Below are 22,404 nucleotides of genomic sequence, written 5' to 3'. Positions count from 1 at the left end.
GGAAGATGGAAGATGGAAGATGGAAGATGGAAGATGGAAGTTAACAGTAGGTTGCGCCGAGCCGCGCACCTTAGACATGATTTGTAGGGTGCGCCGAGGCGCAGCTTACTAATTAGCAATTAGCAATTAGCAATTAGCAATTACTCCTAACTAATAACTAATGACTGCTGACTAATGACTCTTCGTTAATTAGAATCGCTCACCAATTCCAAAGTGAATTTGATTGTCGCCAGTGTCGTTGATACCGTAATCGATCCGGATCGGCCCTAAAGGAGATTGAATCCGCACGCCGAGGCCGTAACCGTAACCGCTACCAGGCTTTTCGCGGATACCGGCCGGGTCGCCCGGGACATCTTTGCCCGTACCCAAGTCAGTGCCAGCATCCAAAAATAGCGCTCCGCCGATAAACGAAATAATCGGGAAACGGTACTCAACGCTGGCTTCTAGGAAACTGCGACCGGCTCCCAGGTCGCCTTCGGCGTACCCGCGTACCGAGTTGGCGCCGCCCAAGGCAAAGGCTTCATAGGGAGGCAAATCCCCGAATATGGTGCCGCCTTTAACACTAAATGCCAGGGTTTGAGGGCCGGGGGTAAAGTTAGTGTACTTGACTGGTAGGTACAAGCTGTAGCTGGCCCGCAGGCGGTTTAAGAGGATGCTGCCGGAACCTACAGGAATCGATTGTTCCATGCCAAATCTGAGCAGGGAACCGCTAGTGGGGCGGAGGGGGTCGTTGCGCCGATCGCGCACTGCACCTGCTTGCAAAGTTGTCAAGTCATCCGAACCAGAATCGCTAAAACTCAACTGGTTGCCGAGTTCGTCCTCGGACTCGCGCCGGCCTTTGCGATCGGTAATTGAGACTCGCTGGTACTGCAAGCCGACTGAAGCTGTCCACTCAGAATCGGCAAAAGGATTCCGATCCAGGGGACGGGTGAAATTGATGCCGGCACCGGTGCGGACGACGCGGGGTCGATCGTCGTTGGGCAATCTAACTTCCCGTTCGCCACCGTCAAAAATCACGCTGATTGATCGTCTTCTAAACGCATTAATCGTATAAGAAGTCCGGTAAGGATCGCCCGCAATCCAAGGGTCAGTAAAACTCAGGTCAAACAGCGTTTGGCGTTCCCCGATTTGTACTTCAGCCCCCAATTTCTGGTTCCTACCTCTCAAGTTTTGCTGCTGGTAACTCAGCGTACCGAACAAACCCGTCGCGGAACTCAAACCTGCACCAGCCGCCAGAGAACCGGTATTTTTCTCAATGACGTTAACAATTACTCTTGCCTTGCGGGGGTCAGTCGTTCCCGGTTCCAAGGCAAGTCGCACGTCTTCAAAAATTCCCAAACCAAACACCCGCCTCAAATCTCTTTCCGCCTTGGTGCGGTTAAAGATGTCTCCGGGCTTAAGTTCTACTTCACGGGTGATGACAAACTGACGAGTGTTGCCTCCGATCGGCTGACCCGTGGCATCTGTTGCCTCTCCCTCCTTGTTCAGGAAGCGGACATCAACGGATTCGATCTGGCCTTCTGCCACTACCAGGGTGACAGTTCCGTCGTCTCCTACTTGCGGGGCATCAGTGATTTGGCCCAAAACATAGCCGTTCTCTTGATACCAGGCATTAATTTTTTTCACTCCCTCCTCAAAGCGGCGGAGGTTGAGAATTTTGCCGTATTGATCGCGGAAGCTTTCGTCAATTACGCTTTGGGGCAGCACTTGCTGACCGGTGATTGTCACTCCCCGCAGCACCGGATTTGGCTGCACAATAAAAGTCACCCGGACGCCCAACGGGGTGTCTTCCGGTACTGCCCGCACGTTTCTGAAAAAGCCCGTGGCAAAAATGGCGTTGATGTCTTGTTGCAGTTGGCTGCGGTTGGTCGTGCGTCCCGGCTGGGTGCTGATGACTCGGTAAATTTCGCTTTCCAAGTCTTCCGTCGCCCCGGTGACGGTAACTTCTGCAACTAGCACTTGCGGTTCAGCCGCCCCGGCGGGTGCAGGGGTTTGTCTGGGCTGCGGTGCTGGGCCAGGGGGCAATGGGGGAACGGTGTCGGTGGGCGGTCCCGTCGGGGCCGGTATTGTTGGAACTTGGGCGTTTTGAGCGATCGCCCCGGATTCCTCTGGTTTCCCTAGCTCTGCTGCGATCCAGGCGGGCGTTACAGCCGCTTCCGATGGGGGGAGCGAGCTTTCCTGTTGCGCCTCTGGCAGCGCGTTTTGGCTGCTAGAGGCGGGGGAGGGGTTGGATGCTAGCTCTGGTTTGAGTTGAAGGCTCGGAGGTGAAACCGGGGAGGGCGGCTCTGTGACTAGCCTTGGGGGTTGTTCGCTGTTGGGTTCTCCTCTGGCAGGGGCCGCCGCTATTTTTAGGGCTTCCCCTTTGCTGGTTTTAGCGGCTTTGCGGTTTTGAGGAGGACTTTCAGTTAATTCTGGAATGGGGCGATCGGGTAATTCGATCGACGGGGCGGGCGGAACGGCAGCCAAAGCTTCCTCTGCTGATTCAGAGTAGGATGTTTGGCCACTTGCCGAATTTGATAACCCGAATGTTGCTGAGACAGTAAAAACTGCCACCAATACAGCAGATAAACGCATTTTTGTTCACTTTTTTGGGCAATCCACACACCACATTAGTCATTATTCATTAGTCATTAGTCATTAGTTATATAAGTCGGTGGAATTTCGCGCTGACCGCTAATTGATGACTGTTGACCGCTGATTGCTGACATCGAAAGAGAAGGGTGACAAACTGTGCAATTCTAGCGCATTACCAAGGTCTCTAGACTTTCTGAGCGAGAACCCGTTGGAGAACTTGCTGGTAAGCGGTTTCTACCGATCCTAAATCGCGACGGAATCGGTCTTTGTCCATAACACGGGCGTCGGGGTCGGCTTCTGCGTTGTCCCAGAGGCGGCAGGTGTCGGGACTGATTTCGTCGGCGAGGATCAGATTTTGATGTTGGTCGATACCGAATTCTAGTTTGAAGTCTACCAGGGTGATGCCACACTGGGTGAAAAATTCTTTGAGTATTTCGTTAATTTCGCGGGCGGCGATTTCTAGTTGGTCTACTTGTTCGGGGGTGGCTAGCTGCATTAACTGGAGCCGGCCGGGGGTCAGCAGCGGATCTCCCAAATCGTCGTTTTTGTAATAAAACTCGACCAGCGGCGGATTGACAATTGTGCCGAGGGCGAGTCCGGTTTGCTTGCAAAGACTGCCGGCGGCAATGTTTCTGACGACGACTTCCAATGGCAAGATTTGGACGCGACAGACTCGCATTTGATTGGGGGCCGGCGTGTCGATGAAGTGGGTGGGAATGCCTTTGGCTTCTAGCATCCGAAACAGGTGGGCGGATACGGCGCAGTTGATTTCGCCTTTGCCGACGATGCTGCCGCGTTTCTGGGCGTTAAAGGCTGTGGCGTCGTCTTTGAAGTGGGTCAGCAAAATTTCGCTGTCTTCGGTCGAGTAGAGGATTTTGGCTTTGCCTTCGTAGAGTTTGCGATCGGCTGACATGGCGATTAATAATGTAGATGAGTTTTAGATTTTACAGTAGCTCGATCGGGCGTTCTTGGCGAGTTTTTGGATCTCGGCTGTGCCGCTCATTCTCTGACAAAGAATTTCTTGAGGGTACAAGCCCCCAGATTTATCCGTGGAATCAATCCAAAATCTAAAATCTAAAATCCTTAAGCCCCCGCATTTATCCGTGGGGTCGCCTCCAAAATCTAAAATCTAAAATCTAAAATCGAATGAGGGGCAAGTACACCTGTAGGTAGATACCGTCATCGGCCCCGGCATAAATGATTCTTGACAAAGGACAATAGAGATTAAACCTGCTGGGTTGGCGAGCCGTGCTGACTAAACCTCGCCAACGAGACAGGCGCTTAAAAAACATCTATAAAATGGCTGATTTATGCAAGACAAAAAAATTCATATTCTCTTGGTAGAAGATGATGAGGTTGATGTGATGAACGTCCGGCGAGCTTTCAAAAAAAATAACATCGTCAACCCCCTCTACATTGCTGCCAATGGATTAGAAGCTCTATCTATATTGCGGGGAGAAGGAAAAACCGATCCTCCCATGCCTCAAGCGCGTCGGTTGATTTTGCTGGACTTGAATATGCCGAGAATGAGCGGGATCGAGTTTTTGCAAGAATTGCGACAGGATGAATGTTTGAGGTCGATTCCGGTAATCGTCCTCACGACTTCTAATGAAGATAGAGATAAAGTAAAAGCTTATAATTTGAATGTAGCGGGCTATATTCTTAAACCTGTTACTTTTTCTAACTTTGTGGAAGTTATGGCTACCCTAAACAGATACTGGATGCTGAGCGAAATTCCCTAAAAGAGGGAAAATTCAATAAAAAATTTATTTTTTAATGTAGCTTGGTGATTTTTCAGCGTGGCATTTATTTTAATTACTTTTTGTAAGCCGCAGCTTTTTCGGAGTAATCCACAATTCGGTTGTTATGGACAAAATTCTCAAAATTCTGATAGTTGATGACGATGCAGTCGATCGAATGGCGATCAAACGTTCGCTCAAGTCCGCTGGTGTTTCGGCAGAAGTTACAGAAGCAGAAGACTGCGCGGATGCGCTGGCCCAACTCTCGGTCAGTAAAAATTCTATGCAGGCTACCGCGAAACTCTCCCAACAAAATAAATCTCAACCTTTAAGCGAGGTTGAGGAGACAGAAAAGGGGCTGCTATTAAATCAAATATTTGAGTGCAAATTTGACTGCGTATTCCTCGACTACGGATTGCCGGACGGAGACGGACTGAGTTTGGTAAAATATCTACGAGAAGCTGGGCTGAAAGTTCCCTTAATTGTACTCACAGGTCAAGGCGACGAACAAATTGCTGTGGAATTGATGAAGGCAGGAGCTTCTGATTATATCGCTAAAAATAAGCTTTCTCCCGAAAGTTTGTCTCGCAGTTTGTCCAATGCGATGCGGGTTTACCGCGCCGAATTTCAGGCGTTTCATACCAGTCAAAAACTCAAAGAAAGTGAGGAACGGTACAGGTTAGTTTTAGAGGGAGTGAACGACGGAATTTGGGATTGGGATTTAAGTAAAAATGAGGTTTATTGGAACGATCGCCTTTTGGAAATTATCGGTTTGTCGCGAAAGCAATTTGGCAGGACGATAGACGCTCTATACAACCGCCTGCACCCCGATGACAAGGAGGGAATTGTCGCCGCGATCGCCGCTCACTTGGAACAAGAAATAGACTATAATGTAGAATTCCGGCTGCTACACTCGAACGGTCTTTACCGCTACTGTACTTCTCAGGGAAAAGCTCAACGGAATTCCCAAGGAAAACCGCTGCGGATGGCCGGTATGATTAGCGACATTACTGAGCGGAAACAGGCGGAAGATGCTCTGGAAAGGGAACGGCAGCAACTGAGACAAATTATTACTTGCGTGCCTGTAGCAATGGCGATGTTCGATACACAAATGCGCTATATGGCTAACTCTAAAAAATGGGTTAGTCAATTCAATTTAAACTTGCCATCTCTGAATAATTTTAGCCATTACGAATTGTTTCCAGATACACCGAATCGCTGGAAAGTAATGTACCAACAAGCGCTCAAAGGTCAGGTAGTTTCTGTGAGCGAAGATGCCTGGGAACGAGCCGACGGCTCTGTTCTGTACCTGCGGTGGGCTGCTCACCCTTGGTACGATCCAGACGAGAAAGTCGGGGGAATTGTGATGGTTGCCGACAAGATTAATGAGTTGGTGGAAGCGCGGGAAACAGCCTTAGAAGCTAGCCGGGTGAAGTCGCAATTCTTGGCGAACATGAGTCACGAAATTCGCACTCCGATGAATGGGGTTTTGGCAATGGCTCAGTTGCTGCTGCGCGCTCCTCTGGAACAGAAACAGGAGGAGTGCGCTCAGACTATTTACCGCAGTGCTGAACATTTGCTGAACGTTATTAATGATATCCTCGATTTCTCTAAGATTGAAGCTGGAGAAATGCGGCTGGAAAAGTCTAATTTTGATTTGGATAGCTGCGTTGAGTCTGTGATAGAAATGATAGCACATTTGGCAGAGGAAAAAGGTATTGAATTGAATATTTTAGTTGACAATTCGGTGCCGAGAAAGTTGGTGGGCGACTCTGGCCGATTGAAGCAAGTTTTGCTGAATTTGACGGGGAATGCAATAAAATTTACAGATCGCGGTCAAGTTCTAGTTCACATAACTGTGAAACAGGGCAACCGACTGGCAGACGGTAGACAAGGGGCAAGATTGCTCTTTTCGGTGCGGGATACTGGTATTGGAATTTCGGCCGAAGGGCAAACAAAGCTGTTCCAATCTTTTTCTCAGGTAGACGATTCTCCTACTAGGCCTTATGGCGGAACGGGTTTGGGTTTGGCTATTTGCAAGCAGTTAGTGGACATGATGGGTGGCGAGATTGGAGTTCGCAGTTTGCTAGGCAGCGGTTCGACTTTTTGGTTTACTGTACCTTTGGAAAAACAGTTGCAAGTTGAGCCTCAAGATCCCGAACTTGCGGGAAAGAAGCTGTTAGTAGTCTCTGGAAGCACTTTGAGGAGGGCAGCAGTGCGATCGCTCGCTCAAAGTTGGAGGGCCCGCTGCGATGAGGCAGAAACTGCTGCTGAGGCTTTGAGTTGGTTGAACAATGCCCAGGGCGGGATTTCTCAGAATTCGGGGGAGGGGGGAAAAAGCTGGGATGTGGTGCTTGTGGACTTGCAAATGCCGGAGTTGGATGCGGAGGAATTTGCTAGGAAAGTGCGATCGACCTCGACAGTTGGCTCGTTAATCGCCATGACTGCTTTGCGGGAACAGCCGAAGGCTGAAGCGCTTTGCAGTCGGGGTTTTAACGGATATTTGATCGAGCCGGTGCGGCCAAGCCGCCTCAAGGAGGCTTTGCAGGCGCCGGTGAAGGGAACGGGAGATTTTGGGAAAGTGGAGGCTGCTAATACTTGCAAATTGCCACCAGTTAATTCTCAATATGTTACTCCCAATTCGCTGTCATCGCTGAGAATTTTGGTGGCGGAAGACCACCCGATAAATCAACAAGTTCTTGTCGAACAGTTGGCAGTTTTAGGGTATCAGGCTGACTGCGTGGTCAACGGTCAAGAAGCGCTGGATTTGCTGGCAAAAAAAAGCTATGATTTAGTGCTGATGGACTGTCAAATGCCGGTACTTGACGGCTACAAAGCGGCGCAAAAGTTGAGGGAAATCGAAGGAAGCGATCGGCATACTTTTGTGATGGCTTTAACTGCTCATGCTATGCCGGGGGAACGAGAAAAGTGTCTGGCGGCGGGGATGGACGATTATCTCAGCAAGCCTGTAGATTTAGATGCTTTGGCGACGGCCCTGAAAAAGTATGAAGCCCTAAATGTTCAAGGTGAAAATAAGTATGGAGTTAAAAGTATTAATTCGGAAAATAAATCTCAATCAGCAACAAATTATACAGAAGTTGTGGAAAAAGCGCAGGTTTTGGCTCTGCCGACACCAAGGGCGATCGCACTTCAAACTTGGGAACATAGAGAGTCCGACGGACTGTTCGACAAGAGCAGATTGGAGCAACTCGGACGAGTTAATATTAAATTGCCAGAGCGACTTTTGCAAGCTTTTGTGGCAGACGCCCAAGCTGATTTGGCTGCTGCCAAACTAGCTCTAGAAGCTAAAGATTGGCAAGCTGTGGAATATCAAGCACACCGTCTCAAGGGAACTTCTGCTAATGTGGGAGTGGCTCTGATGTCTGATTTGGCCGCACAATTGGAGCATCAAGCGCGAGGCTTTCAATCTGAACCACCAGAGGTAGAATTGTTAAATATTGAGAGGATTGAGAACATCTTAGTGAGTTTGTCCAGTCATTTAGCCCGGGTTCAAGAATTTGTGGAGACTCGAATGTTTGGTTAATATCTTACTCGTTCGGAGTCGATATTAGTGGGTGATTAAAATCCCCATTACAAAAACGAAGTCCCTCTCTAAAAGACTAACAAATAAAGCGAGCGGTACGTTACGGAGTGTGCATCCTTCCTACATATAGAAATTATAGGAAAATTTTGTTTAGTTATTCACTCCGTGTCCTCTGCGTTCTCTGCGGTTAATTAAAAAAATAATTAATTTAGCTATGAATTACGATACCAGTACAAACACTTTTTTAGATAGCAATTCATTAGAAAATGATGAAAAACTGCTAACGCCTTTAATGGTTTTTGCTCGGGAAGTTTTCTTGTATGAAAAAGAGGCTATCTCTGAGCAAGATTCTGCAAATGCTGTGCCGTACTCGCTCGATGATATCAATAATTTATGTGTTGACAATCTCCTAGCAAAGGTGGCTCGCTGCTGTCGCGACAGCAAGGTGGGAAAAAAATTACCGACGGCTTTTTACGTTCACGTTTCCGCTTTGCAGACACTCAGCCCTGTCCTCGGAATCTACGAAAATTGTGCCAGACGCACTCTGGAAAATATTGATGAAGCAACTTTAGTTAAAATTTCACTCCATCAACCTAAAATATCTTATCTTTTTTACCCTGATTTCGATACAGATGCTCATCCTGCTTTGCAAACCAGCATCCAGATTAATCTAGCAACGGGGGAAGTTAAATGTTTTGATTACAGCAACAGCGAAAATCCGCCGGTTTTGCACCGTAAGGAAACTTTTGTAGCTGCGGATTATCCCCATTACGAAAAGTTTTCCAGGCTGACTCGCAGCGAGGAAAAGTGGGGGCTGCTTGACAATACTAGCGTTATCGGCACTCGCGACGGTTGGCTCAAATACTTGGGATATTGCGGCGTAGAAATCCAAGATCATACTGTTGTCGAGCGTTTGAAACAGGAGAATAGCGAGGTATCAATTCCTAAGATCGAGCGGCACAAAGCTGCAATGGTACGCAATTCGCTTTCTAAACCTCTGCGTCTGGTTTTAGAAGCTGATTTAGTGAGAGACGGGGCGACTTTTTTTGATTACGGTTGCGGTTACGGTGGGGATGTTAAATATATTGCACAAGAGGGTTATGCTATTTCTGGTTGGGACCCATACTATCAGCCGGATACTCCGCGAATTTGTGCTGATGTTGTGAATATTGGTTATGTGATTAATGTCATTGAATCTTTGGCGGAACGACGAGAAGCTTTGCTGAATGCTTGGGAATTAACTAAGAATTTATTAGTTGTGGCGGCTCAGGTTTTGATTGACGATAGTGATCGAGGTCAAATTGCTTACGGGGATGGGGTGATTACTTCTCGGAATACTTTTCAGAAGTATTACGAACAAGAAGAGTTGAAGGTTTATATTGACCAAGTTTTGAATGTTGATGCAATTCCTGTGGCTTTGGGGATTTATTTTGTATTTCGAGATGCTGCGGAGGGTGAAGGTTTTCGTGCTTCTCGGTTTCGATCGCACTTATCGACTCCCAGAGTGCGATCGCAAGTTAAGCGGTTTGAGGATTATGCGGAAATGTTGGCTCCTTTGATGGCTTTTGTGAGCGATCGGGGCCGCCTTCCGGTTAAAGGCGAACTAGCGGAAGAATCGGCGATTAAGGGGGAATTTCACAGTTTTAATCGCGCTTGGAGGGTGATTTTGCAAGCAACGGATGCGGATGATTGGGAGACAATCGCCGACAAGCGCCGCCAGGATTTGCTAGTATATCTCGCTCTCAATGGTTTGGGCGAGCGGCCTTCAATGCGCCGACTCCCGGCTCAAATCCGCAATGACATCAAAGGTTTGTTTGACAATTATCAAAAAGCTTGCACTTTGGCTGATTTAATGCTATACAGTTTGGGCAAAGCTGATATTGTTGCGGATTGCTGCGAAGATAGTGCGATCGGCTACAAGCAGCCCGGTTCCCTGTCAGTGCACGTCTCTGCATTAGAAGAACTTGACCCTTTGCTGCGACTCTACGAAGGCTGCGCCAACCGCACGATTGGCAGGCTTGACGGCGCTACAATCATCAAATTTCACGCTCGCAAACCTCAGATTTCCTATTTATTCTATCCCGATTTTGACACTAACCCGCATCCCGCCCTTCACACTTCTATGCACATAGACTTGCGCGACCTTTCTGTGAGCTATCAAGACTATTCTGATGTGTATAATCCACCAATTTTAGTAAGAAAAGAAGCTTTTGTTACTGCTAGTTATCCCCATTATGACAAGTTTGCCAAACTCACCCGCCAAGAAGAAAAGTTAGGTATTCTAGATGGTGGCGCAGTTAAGAAACATCGGGAATGGATGAAGTGTTTGGAGGAAAATTGCGTTAAAATTAAGGATCATAAGTTGTTTTGGCGATCGAATGCTGACCCAGAAAAGTTGAAAAGGCTGCAAAAAGCAGCGTCCGAACGTCAGCATAAAAAGATTGAGTTGAATCCAGGAAAGAGTGAACTAACCCCAGAAAACTTAGAGGGAACAGAGGATGAAAAGGTTAGTAGCGAACACAGTTGAAATTAGTTGGTAAGGTGTTTACAATTGAGGCTGTAGCGTTCCTAGCGGTTGACATGGAAGAATACTTGAAAGTGAGTGAAGTTATTGATTGGCAGCATCCTGAAATTATGGGATGTGCTAAACAAATCGCATCGGGATATGAGACACCAACGGCGATAGCTAAGGCTTGCTTTGAGTGGGTGCGAGATGAAATTCGTCACAGTTATGACTATCAAATGAGTCCTGTAACCTGTAGAGCTTCAGATGTACTTCAGCACAAAACAGGGTATTGCTATGCGAAAAGTCACTTGTTAGCAGCGTTACTAAGGGCAAATGAAATTCCAGCAGGTCTTTGCTACCAGCGGTTGAGTATTGATGACAAGGGTGCGCCGTATAGTTTGCACGGTTTCAATGCCATCCATTTACCTGAAGTTGGTTGGTATCGAGTTGATGCAAGAGGTAACAAAGAAGCAGTCAACGCTCAGTTCACTCCACCTCAAGAACAGTTAGCGTTTAAGATTCAGTTTTCCGAAGAGGCAGATTTTCCAGCCATATTCTCAGAGCCGCTTCAAGTCGTTATAGAAGCACTGCAAGCACAGAAGACATGGGATGATATGCTTTGTAATCTCCCAGACATTTCGTTGGAGTCCGCGAAGAGTTATGGTTTGCTATTATGATACACATCGAATCCTGCTTTGAGCAGGCGCAGCGTTTTGAATTGTTCACCGGCAAAAGAGTCGCAACATTCGTCTTTATGAGCGGCTCGGATACAAGCTATTCAATAGTGAAAAAATAAACAAACTCCTGTCGTTCGTGTTCATGGAAAAACACAAGTGAAATGCCCCAATAAGCAGCACAGGCTGTGGCAGTAGTTTGAAAACCATCGTTTTTTGTGAATAACGCATTGACATTGTAAATACATTTTACCGATACTAGGGAGCCTGAATGTATACTTCGTGTTCAATGGCATTACCTTCGTATGGGACGACTCAAAAGCGCAGATTAATCCCACAAATCATGATGAGGTTACTTTTCAACAAACTGCTGAATCCTTCTGTGACCCATTTCTAGTTGTCGTTGATGCCAGCCGCAATGAGGAAGCGCGTGGTGGTGATTGGGCTAGGTAGTCGGTGGAATCTACTGTATGTGGTTCACATTGAGCGTGAAGAAAATGCCATTCGGATTATCTCAGCACGTAAAGCAACTCGTCAGGAGAGGGCAGAGTATCAAGGTTGAAGCATTAAAGCAGCGATTAGATCGAAACCGTCCAATGACTAGCGTGACGATCCGTATGCCGGAAGATGTTGTGGAAGATCTAAAGAAAGTAGCACCATTTGTCGAGTGTCAAATTATTTGTCCGCGTTGACAGATTGCTGTCCGTTTGACAAATTATTTGACGCTCGACACCTGAAACTATTGATGTACAAAGCATTAAGAGTAGTGCGGATAAAAGGACTTGAACCTTCACTCCTCTCGGAACCAGAACCTAAATCTGGCGCGTCTGCCAATTCCGCCATATCCGCATTTAGACATTTACATACTATAGCACACAACAGAGCGATCGGTCAATCGATTTTAGATTTTAGATTTTAGATTTTAGATTAAACAAAGCGACCCACTGATAAATCCGCCGGCTTATGACCAAATTGCTCGATCGATCAACATCGAGAAACCCGGTCATTTTGGGACACCGGGTTCAATCATGAGTTATCGCCACAGCAATTTTCCGTTTTTTTCACTTGTCACTTACTTTTGGCCGAGCGATTTCCAGGTTGTTTCGTCCACCATGCCGCTAGCGGTCAAACCCTTATTCTCCTGAAAGCTCTTGACAGCCGTAGCAGTGCGAGCGCCAAAAATGCCGTCGATCGGGCCCGGATCGTAACCCTGCATTTCCAAACGCACCTGTAGCGTCTTCACCTTGGAACCGACAGCGCCTTTATTTAGAAGAGTTGGAGGATTGCCGGGAACAGCAGCATTGCTCAGAATTGGAGCATTGCTCTGCACAGTTTCAGAAGCTGATGCCGGATCTGCTGCTAAAGCTGTCCAAGTTTCTTTATCCACAATGCCATCTGCGTTCAAACCCTTAGACTGCTGAAAAGCACGAACCGCCGATGTAGTGCGAGAGCCATAGGTACCGTCGATCGTCCCCACCTTGAAACTGTGCACCTGCAAGCGCTGCTGTATGGCGGCAACTTCTGGCCCGTCAGCTCCCGCCGAGATAGTTTTTTCCTTTTTCACTGGCGCCTGCTCGCCCGCGTAAAAAGGCTTGTTAAACATATCTCCTTGGGAATTTCCTTCGGGCGATGCTGACGCACCCGGATCGGCGGGAGCCGTAAAGTCTCTGCGGTACTGTTCCTGCACCAAGGGTTCGGAGTCGAAAGCAGCAGTGGCCTTTCGGGTTAAGCCGGGAGCTAGCAGAGCAATCAAGCTGAAAATCGTAACAGTAGTCACACGCATAAATTTCATCCTGTTAGTGAGGTTTGACAAGGTTTCGCTGTTTTCATGTTTCTAAATCTAATTGTATTACCCGGACAGCTTTCTGAGACATATAGCAGAAGCAAGAAGGAAGAAGATCCTTCTACTTCGCGATCGGGTAACAAGAAGTCCGAGGGAAGGGGTAATAGACCGTATTGGTTGGAGCCATTAAGAAGGTTCTAAGCGTCTGGCGCGGTTGCGATATCTGCCCCGGTCTCTAGAATTTCGGCAATCGGGACACCAGCACTCAGAAGTTACGTCTTAGAAGTAGGGGCCGATTCGCACTATTCCTAATAAACCCGGTTGATTCCGAGATGTTTCGTTACCAAAGCACATATTTTCGTATAAACCACGTCTTTTAGCCTCAGTCTTATGGTACAAAACCTGCCGTCATTCACAAATCTTTACAGGCATATTTTGTACAAAGTTGATCTATCAAAGGCGAAGTTTTTTCCTTCTATCCCCCCGTAATATAAATTTCGGTTGGATCGGAATTATTAAACCCCTTTTGACGCAGAGGATACAGAGAAAGGGAAGAGAAGAATAATTCCGATACCAATGGATTTGATATAAAAAGCAAAACTCGGCATTTATCGGTTCGCGTGTTCTGCTAATAAAGCCTTCGCTTTCGGCTTGTAAATCAGATAAAACAGCGACTCTATGTAGCGGAGCATATCTTCGCGGTTTTCCTTGGACGAGTAGTTCCAAAAACCGTAAGTCCGCGCCAGCGTCAGCAGCTTGGTCGTGTGAATTTTCCAGGTATAGGTGCTGTAAACTCGGTCAATCCCTCGCGTTGAAATTTCATACCAAGAGTTGGGATTTTGTTCGCATTTCGATAAAAAATCTAGAATTTTTTGGGCAGTCTCCTGGTGGTTAGTCGGGTTGATATAAAACCCATTTACCCCATCTTGAATAATTTCCAGCGGGCCGCCAAACTGTGTCCCGAAAGTGGGAATACCGGTAATCATTGCTTCGAGAATTGTCAAGCCGAAAGCTTCAAATAATGCTGGCTGAACAAATATACCTTGGGCGTCGGCGATTACCCGGTAGATTTCGCCGGACAGGCTTTTGGAAAGCCTCACTCCCAACCAGCGAATTTTACCGTGAAGGTTGTATTGGTCGATAATTGCGTAGAGCTTTTTAATTTCTTCTGCTTCTTCGTAGTCTTCGGTTTCTTCGACCCGCAGTTTGCCAGCTACTAGAATTAAGTTGCATTTTTCTTGCAGTTCCTGGCTTTTTCCAAACAATTCTGCTAAGCCTGTCATGTTTTTAATGCGATCGAGCCGCGCCATCGAAAATAAAGGGCGCTTGTGCGGATCGTCGAGTGTTCCAAAGACTTGTTCGGGGTCTTCTAGAGTAAACAGCAATTCGTTGAGTCGATCGCGATCGCCTTGCACCCGGTCTTCGATCCGCGTGTAGGGAAAGTACACACTTTCGTTAACTCCCGGCGGCACGACGTTAAATTTAGGGCTGAACAGTTCAATCCCGTTCACGACGTGGTACAAATCCGGCATCGTAAAACAATGGTAAGATTCGTACTGACCCACACTATCGGGTTGGCCCACAATCTCTTGATAGGTGCTGCTGACAATACAATTAGCTGCATTCATGGCAATTATATCGGCAGTAAATTGCAGCGAAAAATGGTACTTTTCCTCTGATTCTTGCCAGTAGAGATTGCTGAACAAATATTTAGATTTTTCCAGCGCATGGGCAATATTGCACTGAGTAACTTTGAGTTTGCGAGACAGCAAAAACGCTACCAAGTTCCCGTCGGAATAGTTACCGACAATTAAATCGGGCTTGCCCTGAAACTCAGCCAACAGTTCTTTTTCTGCATCGATAGCGTAAGTTTCCAAATAAGGCCAAATCTCAAATCTAGAAATCCAATTTTGAGTCAGTTTCGGATTGAATTCGCGGAAGGGAACCCGCAAAATCCAAGCATTTTCTGTGCCGTGAACTTTTTCCAAACGTTGGTTACAGCGCGTGCCGTCGCTGTTAGGAATTAACCTGGTGAGAATAATTACTTTAGGTTTGACTCCTAAACTATCGAGACCGGCAAGATGAATGTCTTCTTGCAGTTGTTTCTCTAAACTCTTGGCTTGATCAAGGACATAAACTACCTGACCTCCCGTATCCGGTCGCCCCAAAACTCCTTCTTGGCCAAACCAGCCGTGAGGAGAAACTAGGACGATTTTGAAAATCATCGGGATGCGAGAAATAAATGCTTCTAGGGTTTGCGGATCGGGGGAATCAATTAATTCGTCAAGAATTCCTAGGGTTTCTTGCACGCGGGCGGCAGTATTTCCCCAACCTGCCTCGAAACCCATCATTTGCAGAACCAATCGAAATCTCTCGTAGGGTTCTTCTTCAGAAAGATCGCCGACAAAGGTGAGGGCTTTTTTGACTTGTTCTGAAAGTTGTTCTTGGGATTTTATGCGCTCATTAATTAGTAATTGTACGCCGTTGTAGCGGTGAAGACCCAAGAAATTAAATAGATTTTCTTGCCACTGTCTGGGATCTTGAAACAGTTTGCTGGACAGGTATCGGTTGAGGAATTGCACTCCTTTGCCGATGTTTTTGGGGTCGCGAATTGTGGGGGAATAATCGTAAAAAGGGCCGAAATCTAGTTCGAGGATGTCGCCTTCTTGGGGATGAAAATGGTTGACGTAGCGATCGCGCACGTCGAGCAATTCTTGCACTGTCATCTGCTCAACAGTCAAGTCGTCTGCCACTCGCACTATTTCCATACTAGCAATTTTTGGTCGCAGCAAGACGCAAAAGCTGCCATCTTCGAGAAGAATTTCCTGAACGTAGTAAATCAGTTTGCTTAAAAGAGAAGATTGATGGAACTGTTCGGGCTTTTCGTATTTGGTGCAGTAGGCGGCAAAAGCGTTAACTATGTCGTTTCGCAGTAAATATTTGTTTCCCAATGCGCGCAAATCGCTGACAAACTGACGTAAGTCGGTTTTTTCGTCGCTGGCGATAACAGCCTGAAAGAGTTCAGACATACATACTCCCTTATCTAAGACTTTTGATTTCCGCTGCGAAATTAGGCGATACTCAAACAGTATCGCCCTTTTTTTTAAGCGGCTACTTTTTTTGTAATTTTAAAGTCTGCAAAGTGAAGTTGCTATCCCTCAAATGACATAAAACTCCCCGTATTTATGGCGAATGTAACGGATAAAGGGATCGATAGTTAAAGGTGAACCTGTAACGCGATCGATCAATTCGACAGCAGTGTATTTGCGGCCGTGCTGGTAGATATTTTGTTTTAGCCAGTCGTGGAGTACGCTAAAATTGCCCTGTTCTATTTCTACGGGAATTTCAGGATTGATTTTTACTGCTGTTTCGTAGAATTGGGCGCTCATCAAGTTGCCGAGGGTGTAACCTTGGAACATTCCGCCGATCGTACCAACATACCAGTGAACATCTTGCATCGCGCCTTCGCTGTCGGTGGCGGGGACAACGCCGAGGTCGGTTTTATAGCGTTCGTTCCAGGCTTCGGGGAGGTCTCGCACTGCTAGTTTTCCCTCTACCATTGCCAATTCTAGGTCAAAGCGGATGGCGACGTGGAGATTGTAGGTTACTTCGTCGGCGTCGGTGCGGATGAGCGATCGCGAGACTTTGTTAATTGCCCGGTAAAATGCGTCTGTGGATACGTGTCCCAACTGTCGCAAAAATATGCCTTGGAGTTGCGGGTAGAAACATTCCCAAAAACCGCGGCTGCGCCCGACCAGATTTTCCCAAAGTCGCGATTGACTTTCGTGCACGCCGGAGGAAATGCCACCAGCCAGAAGCGTGCCTTCAAATTCCGGGGAATTTCCGAGTTCGTAGAGGGCGTGTCCGGCTTCGTGAATACTGCTGAAGAGTGCTTGATCCAGGTGGTCTTCGTAGACGCGGGTGGTAATTCGCACGTCGTCTATAGAAAAGTTGGTCATGAACGGGTGCAGGGTGGTATCTTGCCGTCCCCGTTGGAAGTCGAACCCCATGCGTTCTACAACTTTGCGAGTGAATTCTAGTTGTTGGAATTCGGGGAAGTCTTGGTGCAAGCAGGAGTCGTCGGCGGGAGGTTGCGAGGTGATGGCTTCGACTATCGGCACTAATTCTTGACGCAGTTGGGCGAAAAGCGGGCGCAGCAGGGATACTTTCATGCCGTAGTCGCTACGATCGATCAAAGGATCGGCGATGTGTTCGTAGCCGGGGAAAAACTCGGCGTATTGCCTGCTTAATTCTAGGGTTTTTTCGAGATACGGCTCAACGGCTGCGAAATTGTTGGCTGCCCTAGCCGCTGCCCAAGCCTCGTAGCTGTCGGCTTGGTGGCGGCAGAGTGCGGACATGAAGGTTGCGGGGACTCTGGCGGCGCGATCGTAGTCTCTGCGGGCTATGCGGATCAGGCTGGCTGCGGTGGAGTCGTAGGGGAGAGTTTGTTCGTAGAAACGCAAGTCTTCTAGGAGTTCACCTATTTTTGGATCGGTAAATTTTTCGTGGGATATTTGTTTGAGAGTAGCCAACTGGCGGCCTCTGGCACTTGCACCTTTGGGGGGCATATAAGTGGATTGATCCCAATGCAGCAGCGACGAGGCTGATTCGATGTCGTTAACTTCTCTGAGATGGGCTGCCAGTTGAGCGAATTTTGCTTGAGTTTTGTCTAGGGTTTGCATGATTGGGCTTTATGGTGCTGTTTTGCCTACAAAGGTTGCAGTGCGGCATCCGTATCCATCAATCATAGCTACCCTGAAATCAAGCTAAAAACCGCACTTCTTCCCGTATTGTAAGCAATTTAGAGTCATTTTTGCACAATTTCCGGTATTTCTGCGGATTGAGTTCGATCGCCCTGGATAAGTTTTCGATCGCCAGCGCGAGACTGGTGGCTACAAGTTCGGGGCTGTTTGTGAGTTCGCCTGCTGCTTTTTCCTGGGCGTAAAGGCAAGCTTTTTGATAGTACAGGTTTGGATCGTCGGGGTTGAGTGCGATGATTTTATCGTAGGAGGCGATCGCGTCGGTAAATCGTTGAATTTTTTTGAGGGCTATGGCGCGGTTGTACCAGGCTTCGGTGTTGTCTGGCTGCAACTCTACGGTTTTGTCCCAAGAGGCTATTGCTTCTTCAAAGCGTTGTAAGTTAGCTAAGGCTAAGCCACGGTTGTAAAAGGTTTCGCTGTCGTTTGGCTTGAGTGCGAGGCCTTTGTCCCAGGATGCGATCGCTTCTTCAAATTCTCCCATTTGTGCGATCGCCGTGCCGCGTTTGTTCCAGGCTTCGGCGGAATTCGGCCGCAGTTGCAGGGTTTTGTCGTAGGAGGCGACGGCTTCCGGGTAGAGTTTTTCATCGGCTAGGGCTAAGCCGCGGTTGTACCAGGCTTGATGCAAGTTTGGTTTGAGTTCGATCGCTTTGTCGTAAGAGGCGATCGCCGCTGTATTTTGGTCGGACTTTCTCAGGGCAAATGCTTTGTTGTACCAAGCTTCGCAGTAGTCTGGTTTGATGGCTATAGCTTTCTCGTAGGAGGCGATCGCTTCTGATAATTTCTCTAAGCTGACGAGGGTGTTGCCGCGGTTCGTCCAGGCTTCGGGGTAGCTGGGGTTGAGTTCGATCGCCTTTTCGTAGGATGCGATCGCTTCTGAGAGTCTGTTGAGCTTCCGCAAAACGTTGGCGCGATTATACCACGCTTCGGGATTGTTGGGTTTGATTTTTAGGGATTGGTTGTAGGCTGCGATCGCTTCTTCTAGCTTGCCCAATTTTTTGAGGGCTACGCCTTGGTTGTACCAGGCTTCATAAAATTTTGGTTCAAGTTCGATCGCTTCTTCCCAAGATTCGATCGCAGCTTGGAATCGTCCCATTGCTTCTAGGGCGTTGCCACGTTCGTACAATGTTTGAGCCTTTTGGGTATTGACTGCTATGGATTTTTCCCCTGAGTCGATCGGCTTTTCTATGCTGGCTAATTTTTGCAAGGGGTTTCACCTCTTTATTTTCTTTCTAGTTGATACTTTTCTTTTTTATATGCGATCTTTTTTGCCTGTGAGTGCTTTCGATCGATATTATTTGGTTATTTATAGCAATTTTACAGGATTTTGGGAACTTTTTCAATTTTTTTCAATATAATCCTACATCGGGGATTTGTAGGTATAGATTAATACTATTTTTTTTATATGACTGCGTAGAAAAGAGGAAAGGGCGATCGGGCTGACAGGATTACGTTAAAACCACAAATAACCGCGATCGCCAGAAACCAGCTTTTTCAAACAAACCGGGCTTATGAGCATTTATTCGGGGTTAAATGCTATCTGGATCGATGTTTAATTCGCGCAGTTTAGCTGCTAAACGTTGAGCTTTTTGGTCTGCTTGTTCTGCTCTTTGGTCTGCTTGTTCTGCCCTTTGATTGGCTTGTTCGGCTCTTTGAGACTCTTGTTGTAGGCGCTGACGATCTAATAATCTCTCTTCTTCTAATTCCGCATAGGAAAGAAACTTTTGTCCATTAGGTCGATAAATTTCTAACCCATCTTCTCCCAACTCAAATCGCACACCTAATCTCGGACTAATCCATCCCTCCATCGGCTCAATAACTTCTAAATTTCCCTCAATTCTTTGCCAACCTTCCAGTTCATTTCTTTGTGGATCGTAAAGGTAATACTCCTCCACTCCATAACGCTGGTAAAATGAAAGTTTTTTATTCATTTTAGTGTTGCTGTCGTTATGGGAGCGAATCTCAAAAACGACTTGAGGGCCAATATTATCCTCTCGATGTTGTATGTAGGAAGGGCGAGCGCCCTTTGGCCTCCCAAATATCACCATCGTATCAGGTGCTTGAGAAATTTCAGGTTTACCCTCAACCGGATACCATAGTAAATCGGCAGCTACAAAAACGTTTGGGTCATCTTTAAACAGCGATTCGCAACCTTCTTTGATTTTGACAATTAATTCATATTGAATTGTGCTTTCTGCCATTGGTTGACCGTCGCTGGAAGGATAAATGATTTCTTGGGTTGTGACTTGCATAGTCGTTGTCTCCGAGAAGTATCTAAGTTTAATTGTACTATTTATTCAGATAAGTCGGCGGTTGAAACCGCGTCTACACAAACCAAGTCCGCCTGCGCGGACTAAGAAATAAGGGAGATATTTAAGCTAGATATGGTTTACCGTCAGCTATAGTATAAATGTTTTCTTCGGAGTCGATAATCGAACCAAAATTAGGAGCGATCGCTACTGTTTTAATCCATTCTGAGTCGTGGAATGGCACGCCATCAGCTAAAGTGTAGATATCTTCCGCTGAGTCTCTCAGAGAATCAAAAGCTGGATTTGCGATCGCAGCTTTTAGCCATTCATATTCTTCGAGTTTTGCTTTGTTAATTAGGGCGGCTTCTAGTGCTTCTAGTCGCTTCAGATCGGCATAAGTAATGATAGCAGCCATCGCTCTTCCTTCCTGTTCTATGACAATTCGTTCTCCAGTATCCTCGACATGGGCAATGAGTTCGGGAAATTTGTCATTGGTTAGATTGACATTTAGTTGAGTCATCTTTTACCTCCCTATTAATTATCCTATTATATCGTGTCCCTTAGCTTCGTTTAAAAGTTTTTTGATGCTGTAGGGGCGGTTTATACCAACAATAATTGCCAAAAATTGATAATTTCATAAACCCGCCCCGCCCAAGGGCAAATTCCTATTCTTGAATCAAGGCTTGAAACCGAGTATGCGATCGAATGCTGTCAAAATCCGAGTTAGTTTTTGCCATTTCTCGGTATTTGTCAGGATTCAGATTGATGGCTTGCTGCAAATTCTGAATCGCTTGGTCAATCTGACTGTGTAACGCATAGCAGCAAGCTTTATTATAAAATGCTGGGTGATAATCTGCTTTGAATTCTAAGGCTTTGTCGCAGGAGGCGATCGCTTCTTCCAATCTTCCTAAATTAATCATTGCAGAGCCCCGATTGTACCAGGCTTCGTGATAATCTGGTTTGATTTCTAAGGCTTTGTCGTAGTCGGGTATTGCTTCTGACAATCTGCCTAAATTATACAGTGCAATGCCCCGATTGTTCCAGGCTTCGTGTTGATTTGGTTTGATTGCTAAGGCTTTGTCGTAGGAGGCTATCTCCTCTTCAAATCTGCCTAAATAACCCAGTACAACACCCCGATTGTTCCAGGCTTCGTGATAATCTGGTTTGATTTCTAAGGCTTTGTCGTAGTCGGCTATTGCTTCTGACAATCTGCCTAAATTATACAGTGCAATGCCCCGATTGTTCCAGGCTTCGTGATAATTTGGTTTGATTTCTAAGGCTTTGTCGTAGGAGGCTATCTCCTCTTCAAATCTGCCTAAATCATCCAGTGCAATGCCCCGATTGTACCAGGATTCGTGTTTATCTGGTTTGATTTCTAAGGCTTTGTCGCAGGAGGCGATCGCTTCTGACAATCTGCCTAAATTAACCAGTGCATTGCCCCGATTGTGCCAGGCTTCGTGATAATTTGGTTTGATTTCTAAGGCTTTGTCGTAGTCGGCTATCGCTTCTGACAATCTGCCTAAATTAACCAGTGCAACGCCCCGATAGTTCCAGGATTCGTGATAGTCTGGTTTAATTTCTAAGGCTTTGTCGTAGGAGGCGATCGCCTCTGTATATTCTTGAGCAGATTCATACAATACACCTTGTAAAAAAAACAATTCGGCTTTTTGTTCTGGCGTTTGTCCCTCTAGATTAATCAAAATTTGAATTATTACCAATTCCTGTTTTTGTTGGGAATTTAAAGTTTGTTTATTTTCTATATTCATCATTTATTCCTCTTCATCAAACTCTCATTTTTCCAAGTATAAACGTAGGGTGCATCAGGGAGAAATCCTTGAGTAAGTGGTTAAAATCTTCGGCACTGACGCACCTTACAATCACTATTTTATCAGGTGCGTCGCTATGAGATTGTCGAAATTTAGTTAAGAATTTTTCATGGCAACACACCCTACCACTAAGCTAATAATACCCGATCCGCCGTCAAGACTAATTCTGGAAAAGTAGGCGAAACAATTTGTTCGTCACCTTGAAACAGAGTGCGGTGATATTTGCCTTCAGCATTTAGATAAAACACAAATACCGTCGGAATTTTAGGGTTTCCCAAATACTCTCTTTTTCCAATTGCTAAATAATCAATAATCCAGGATTCAGCAATGCCCAAACGTTCATATTCATCAAGTTTATCAACATAATCATCTTCCCAATTAGTTGATACTACCTCGACAGCTAACTGAATTGGCGATTCCACTGCGGCATAAGCTTTGCGTTCAGCACGCCACAAAGTTCGATCAATTACACTCACATCAGGAACTCGTCCTTGTTCCGTACCTTCTTTTGTGGTAGTTTTAATCATGATGCCTCGTTTTACTACATAGTTGAGTTTCAGGCGATCGCTCTCTTGATAAAAGTGTCTGTCTGTAAATTCATCAATAATCATGATTTCTGGTAATTGCTATTTTGACAATCTCTCCGTTCACCAATTCTTAAAGACTATCTTCCGGGCCTGGGGGGGTGACAACCAGCCTGAAACCGAGAGGTGGTGAGGATTGAGCCAATGTGTGCTAAAAAAAGATAGGCA

Annotated in this window: 15 protein-coding genes and 1 tRNA gene; 5 read left to right on the top strand and 11 right to left on the bottom strand. The window is 46.5% G+C overall.

Annotated features, from left to right (window positions below; genetic code table 11):
- Window positions 1-189: 189 nt before the first annotated feature.
- Both QUA36_RS18165 and purC read right to left on the bottom strand, forming a co-directional pair.
- Window positions 190-2,574, bottom strand: coding sequence for a BamA/TamA family outer membrane protein (locus QUA36_RS18165; protein WP_333458615.1), 2,385 nt, complete (start codon window positions 2,572-2,574; stop codon window positions 190-192).
- Window positions 2,575-2,758: 184 nt separating this feature from the next.
- Entirely contained in the window at window positions 2,759-3,487 is a 729-nt protein-coding gene (purC, locus tag QUA36_RS18160; protein ID WP_333163524.1) for a phosphoribosylaminoimidazolesuccinocarboxamide synthase, read from the bottom strand.
- 397 nt (window positions 3,488-3,884) lie between these two features.
- On the opposite strand from purC, the gene QUA36_RS18155 reads away from it, so the two are divergent.
- The 5 genes from QUA36_RS18155 (at window position 3,885) to QUA36_RS18135 (ending at window position 11,599) form a co-directional block, all read left to right on the top strand.
- A complete protein-coding gene (locus tag QUA36_RS18155; protein WP_333163526.1) occupies window positions 3,885-4,316 on the top strand; it encodes a response regulator in 432 nt (143 codons plus the stop codon).
- A gap of 124 nt (window positions 4,317-4,440) precedes the next feature.
- Window positions 4,441-7,857, top strand: coding sequence for a response regulator (locus tag QUA36_RS18150; RefSeq protein WP_333458614.1), 3,417 nt, complete (start codon window positions 4,441-4,443; stop codon window positions 7,855-7,857).
- Between the two features lie 214 nt (window positions 7,858-8,071).
- On the top strand, window positions 8,072-10,384 hold the full coding sequence (locus tag QUA36_RS18145; protein ID WP_333458613.1) for a DNA phosphorothioation-associated putative methyltransferase: 2,313 nt from the start codon (window positions 8,072-8,074) through the stop codon (window positions 10,382-10,384).
- Window positions 10,381-11,040: a transglutaminase family protein gene (locus QUA36_RS18140; protein WP_333458612.1), complete on the top strand. Its 660-nt coding sequence runs from the start codon at window positions 10,381-10,383 to the stop codon at window positions 11,038-11,040. Before QUA36_RS18145 ends, QUA36_RS18140 begins: the two co-directional genes overlap by 4 nt.
- 403 nt (window positions 11,041-11,443) lie before the next feature.
- Window positions 11,444-11,599, top strand: a complete 156-nt coding sequence (locus QUA36_RS18135) for a BrnT family toxin (RefSeq protein ID WP_333458644.1) — start codon at window positions 11,444-11,446, stop codon at window positions 11,597-11,599.
- A 205-nt stretch (window positions 11,600-11,804) separates the two neighbouring features.
- Here QUA36_RS18135 and QUA36_RS18130 read toward each other — a convergent pair.
- The 9 genes from QUA36_RS18130 to QUA36_RS18090 all read right to left on the bottom strand — a co-directional run bounded on the left by QUA36_RS18130 (window position 11,805) and on the right by QUA36_RS18090 (window position 22,263).
- Window positions 11,805-11,886, bottom strand: a tRNA-Leu gene (locus QUA36_RS18130).
- 223 nt (window positions 11,887-12,109) lie between these two features.
- The gene (locus QUA36_RS18125; protein ID WP_333163540.1) at window positions 12,110-12,820 is read right to left on the bottom strand and encodes a peptidoglycan-binding protein; all 711 of its coding nucleotides are present in this window, start codon (window positions 12,818-12,820) and stop codon (window positions 12,110-12,112) included.
- Between the two features lie 608 nt (window positions 12,821-13,428).
- Entirely contained in the window at window positions 13,429-15,849 is a 2,421-nt protein-coding gene (locus QUA36_RS18120; protein ID WP_333458611.1) for a sucrose synthase, read from the bottom strand.
- 129 nt (window positions 15,850-15,978) lie between these two features.
- Entirely contained in the window at window positions 15,979-17,502 is a 1,524-nt protein-coding gene (locus tag QUA36_RS18115) for a carboxypeptidase M32 (protein WP_333454780.1), read from the bottom strand.
- Window positions 17,503-17,581: 79 nt separating this feature from the next.
- Window positions 17,582-18,784: a tetratricopeptide repeat protein gene (locus QUA36_RS18110; protein ID WP_333458610.1), complete on the bottom strand. Its 1,203-nt coding sequence runs from the start codon at window positions 18,782-18,784 to the stop codon at window positions 17,582-17,584.
- Window positions 18,785-19,106: 322 nt separating this feature from the next.
- Window positions 19,107-19,829: a Uma2 family endonuclease gene (locus QUA36_RS18105; protein ID WP_333456472.1), complete on the bottom strand. Its 723-nt coding sequence runs from the start codon at window positions 19,827-19,829 to the stop codon at window positions 19,107-19,109.
- Window positions 19,830-19,950: 121 nt separating this feature from the next.
- On the bottom strand, window positions 19,951-20,346 hold the full coding sequence (locus QUA36_RS18100; protein ID WP_333456474.1) for a type II toxin-antitoxin system Phd/YefM family antitoxin: 396 nt from the start codon (window positions 20,344-20,346) through the stop codon (window positions 19,951-19,953).
- A 145-nt stretch (window positions 20,347-20,491) separates the two neighbouring features.
- A complete protein-coding gene (locus QUA36_RS18095; RefSeq protein WP_333458609.1) occupies window positions 20,492-21,595 on the bottom strand; it encodes a tetratricopeptide repeat protein in 1,104 nt (367 codons plus the stop codon).
- 185 nt (window positions 21,596-21,780) lie between these two features.
- A complete protein-coding gene (locus tag QUA36_RS18090) occupies window positions 21,781-22,263 on the bottom strand; it encodes a Uma2 family endonuclease (protein ID WP_333456478.1) in 483 nt (160 codons plus the stop codon).
- Window positions 22,264-22,404 lie beyond the last annotated feature (141 nt).

The sequence above is a fragment of the Microcoleus sp. Pol10D4 genome, from assembly GCF_036701555.1.
Classification (GTDB): domain Bacteria; phylum Cyanobacteriota; class Cyanobacteriia; order Cyanobacteriales; family Microcoleaceae; genus Microcoleus.
Note: the sequence above shows the minus strand (reverse complement) of the source record. Positions and strands in the feature narration are given on the sequence as shown.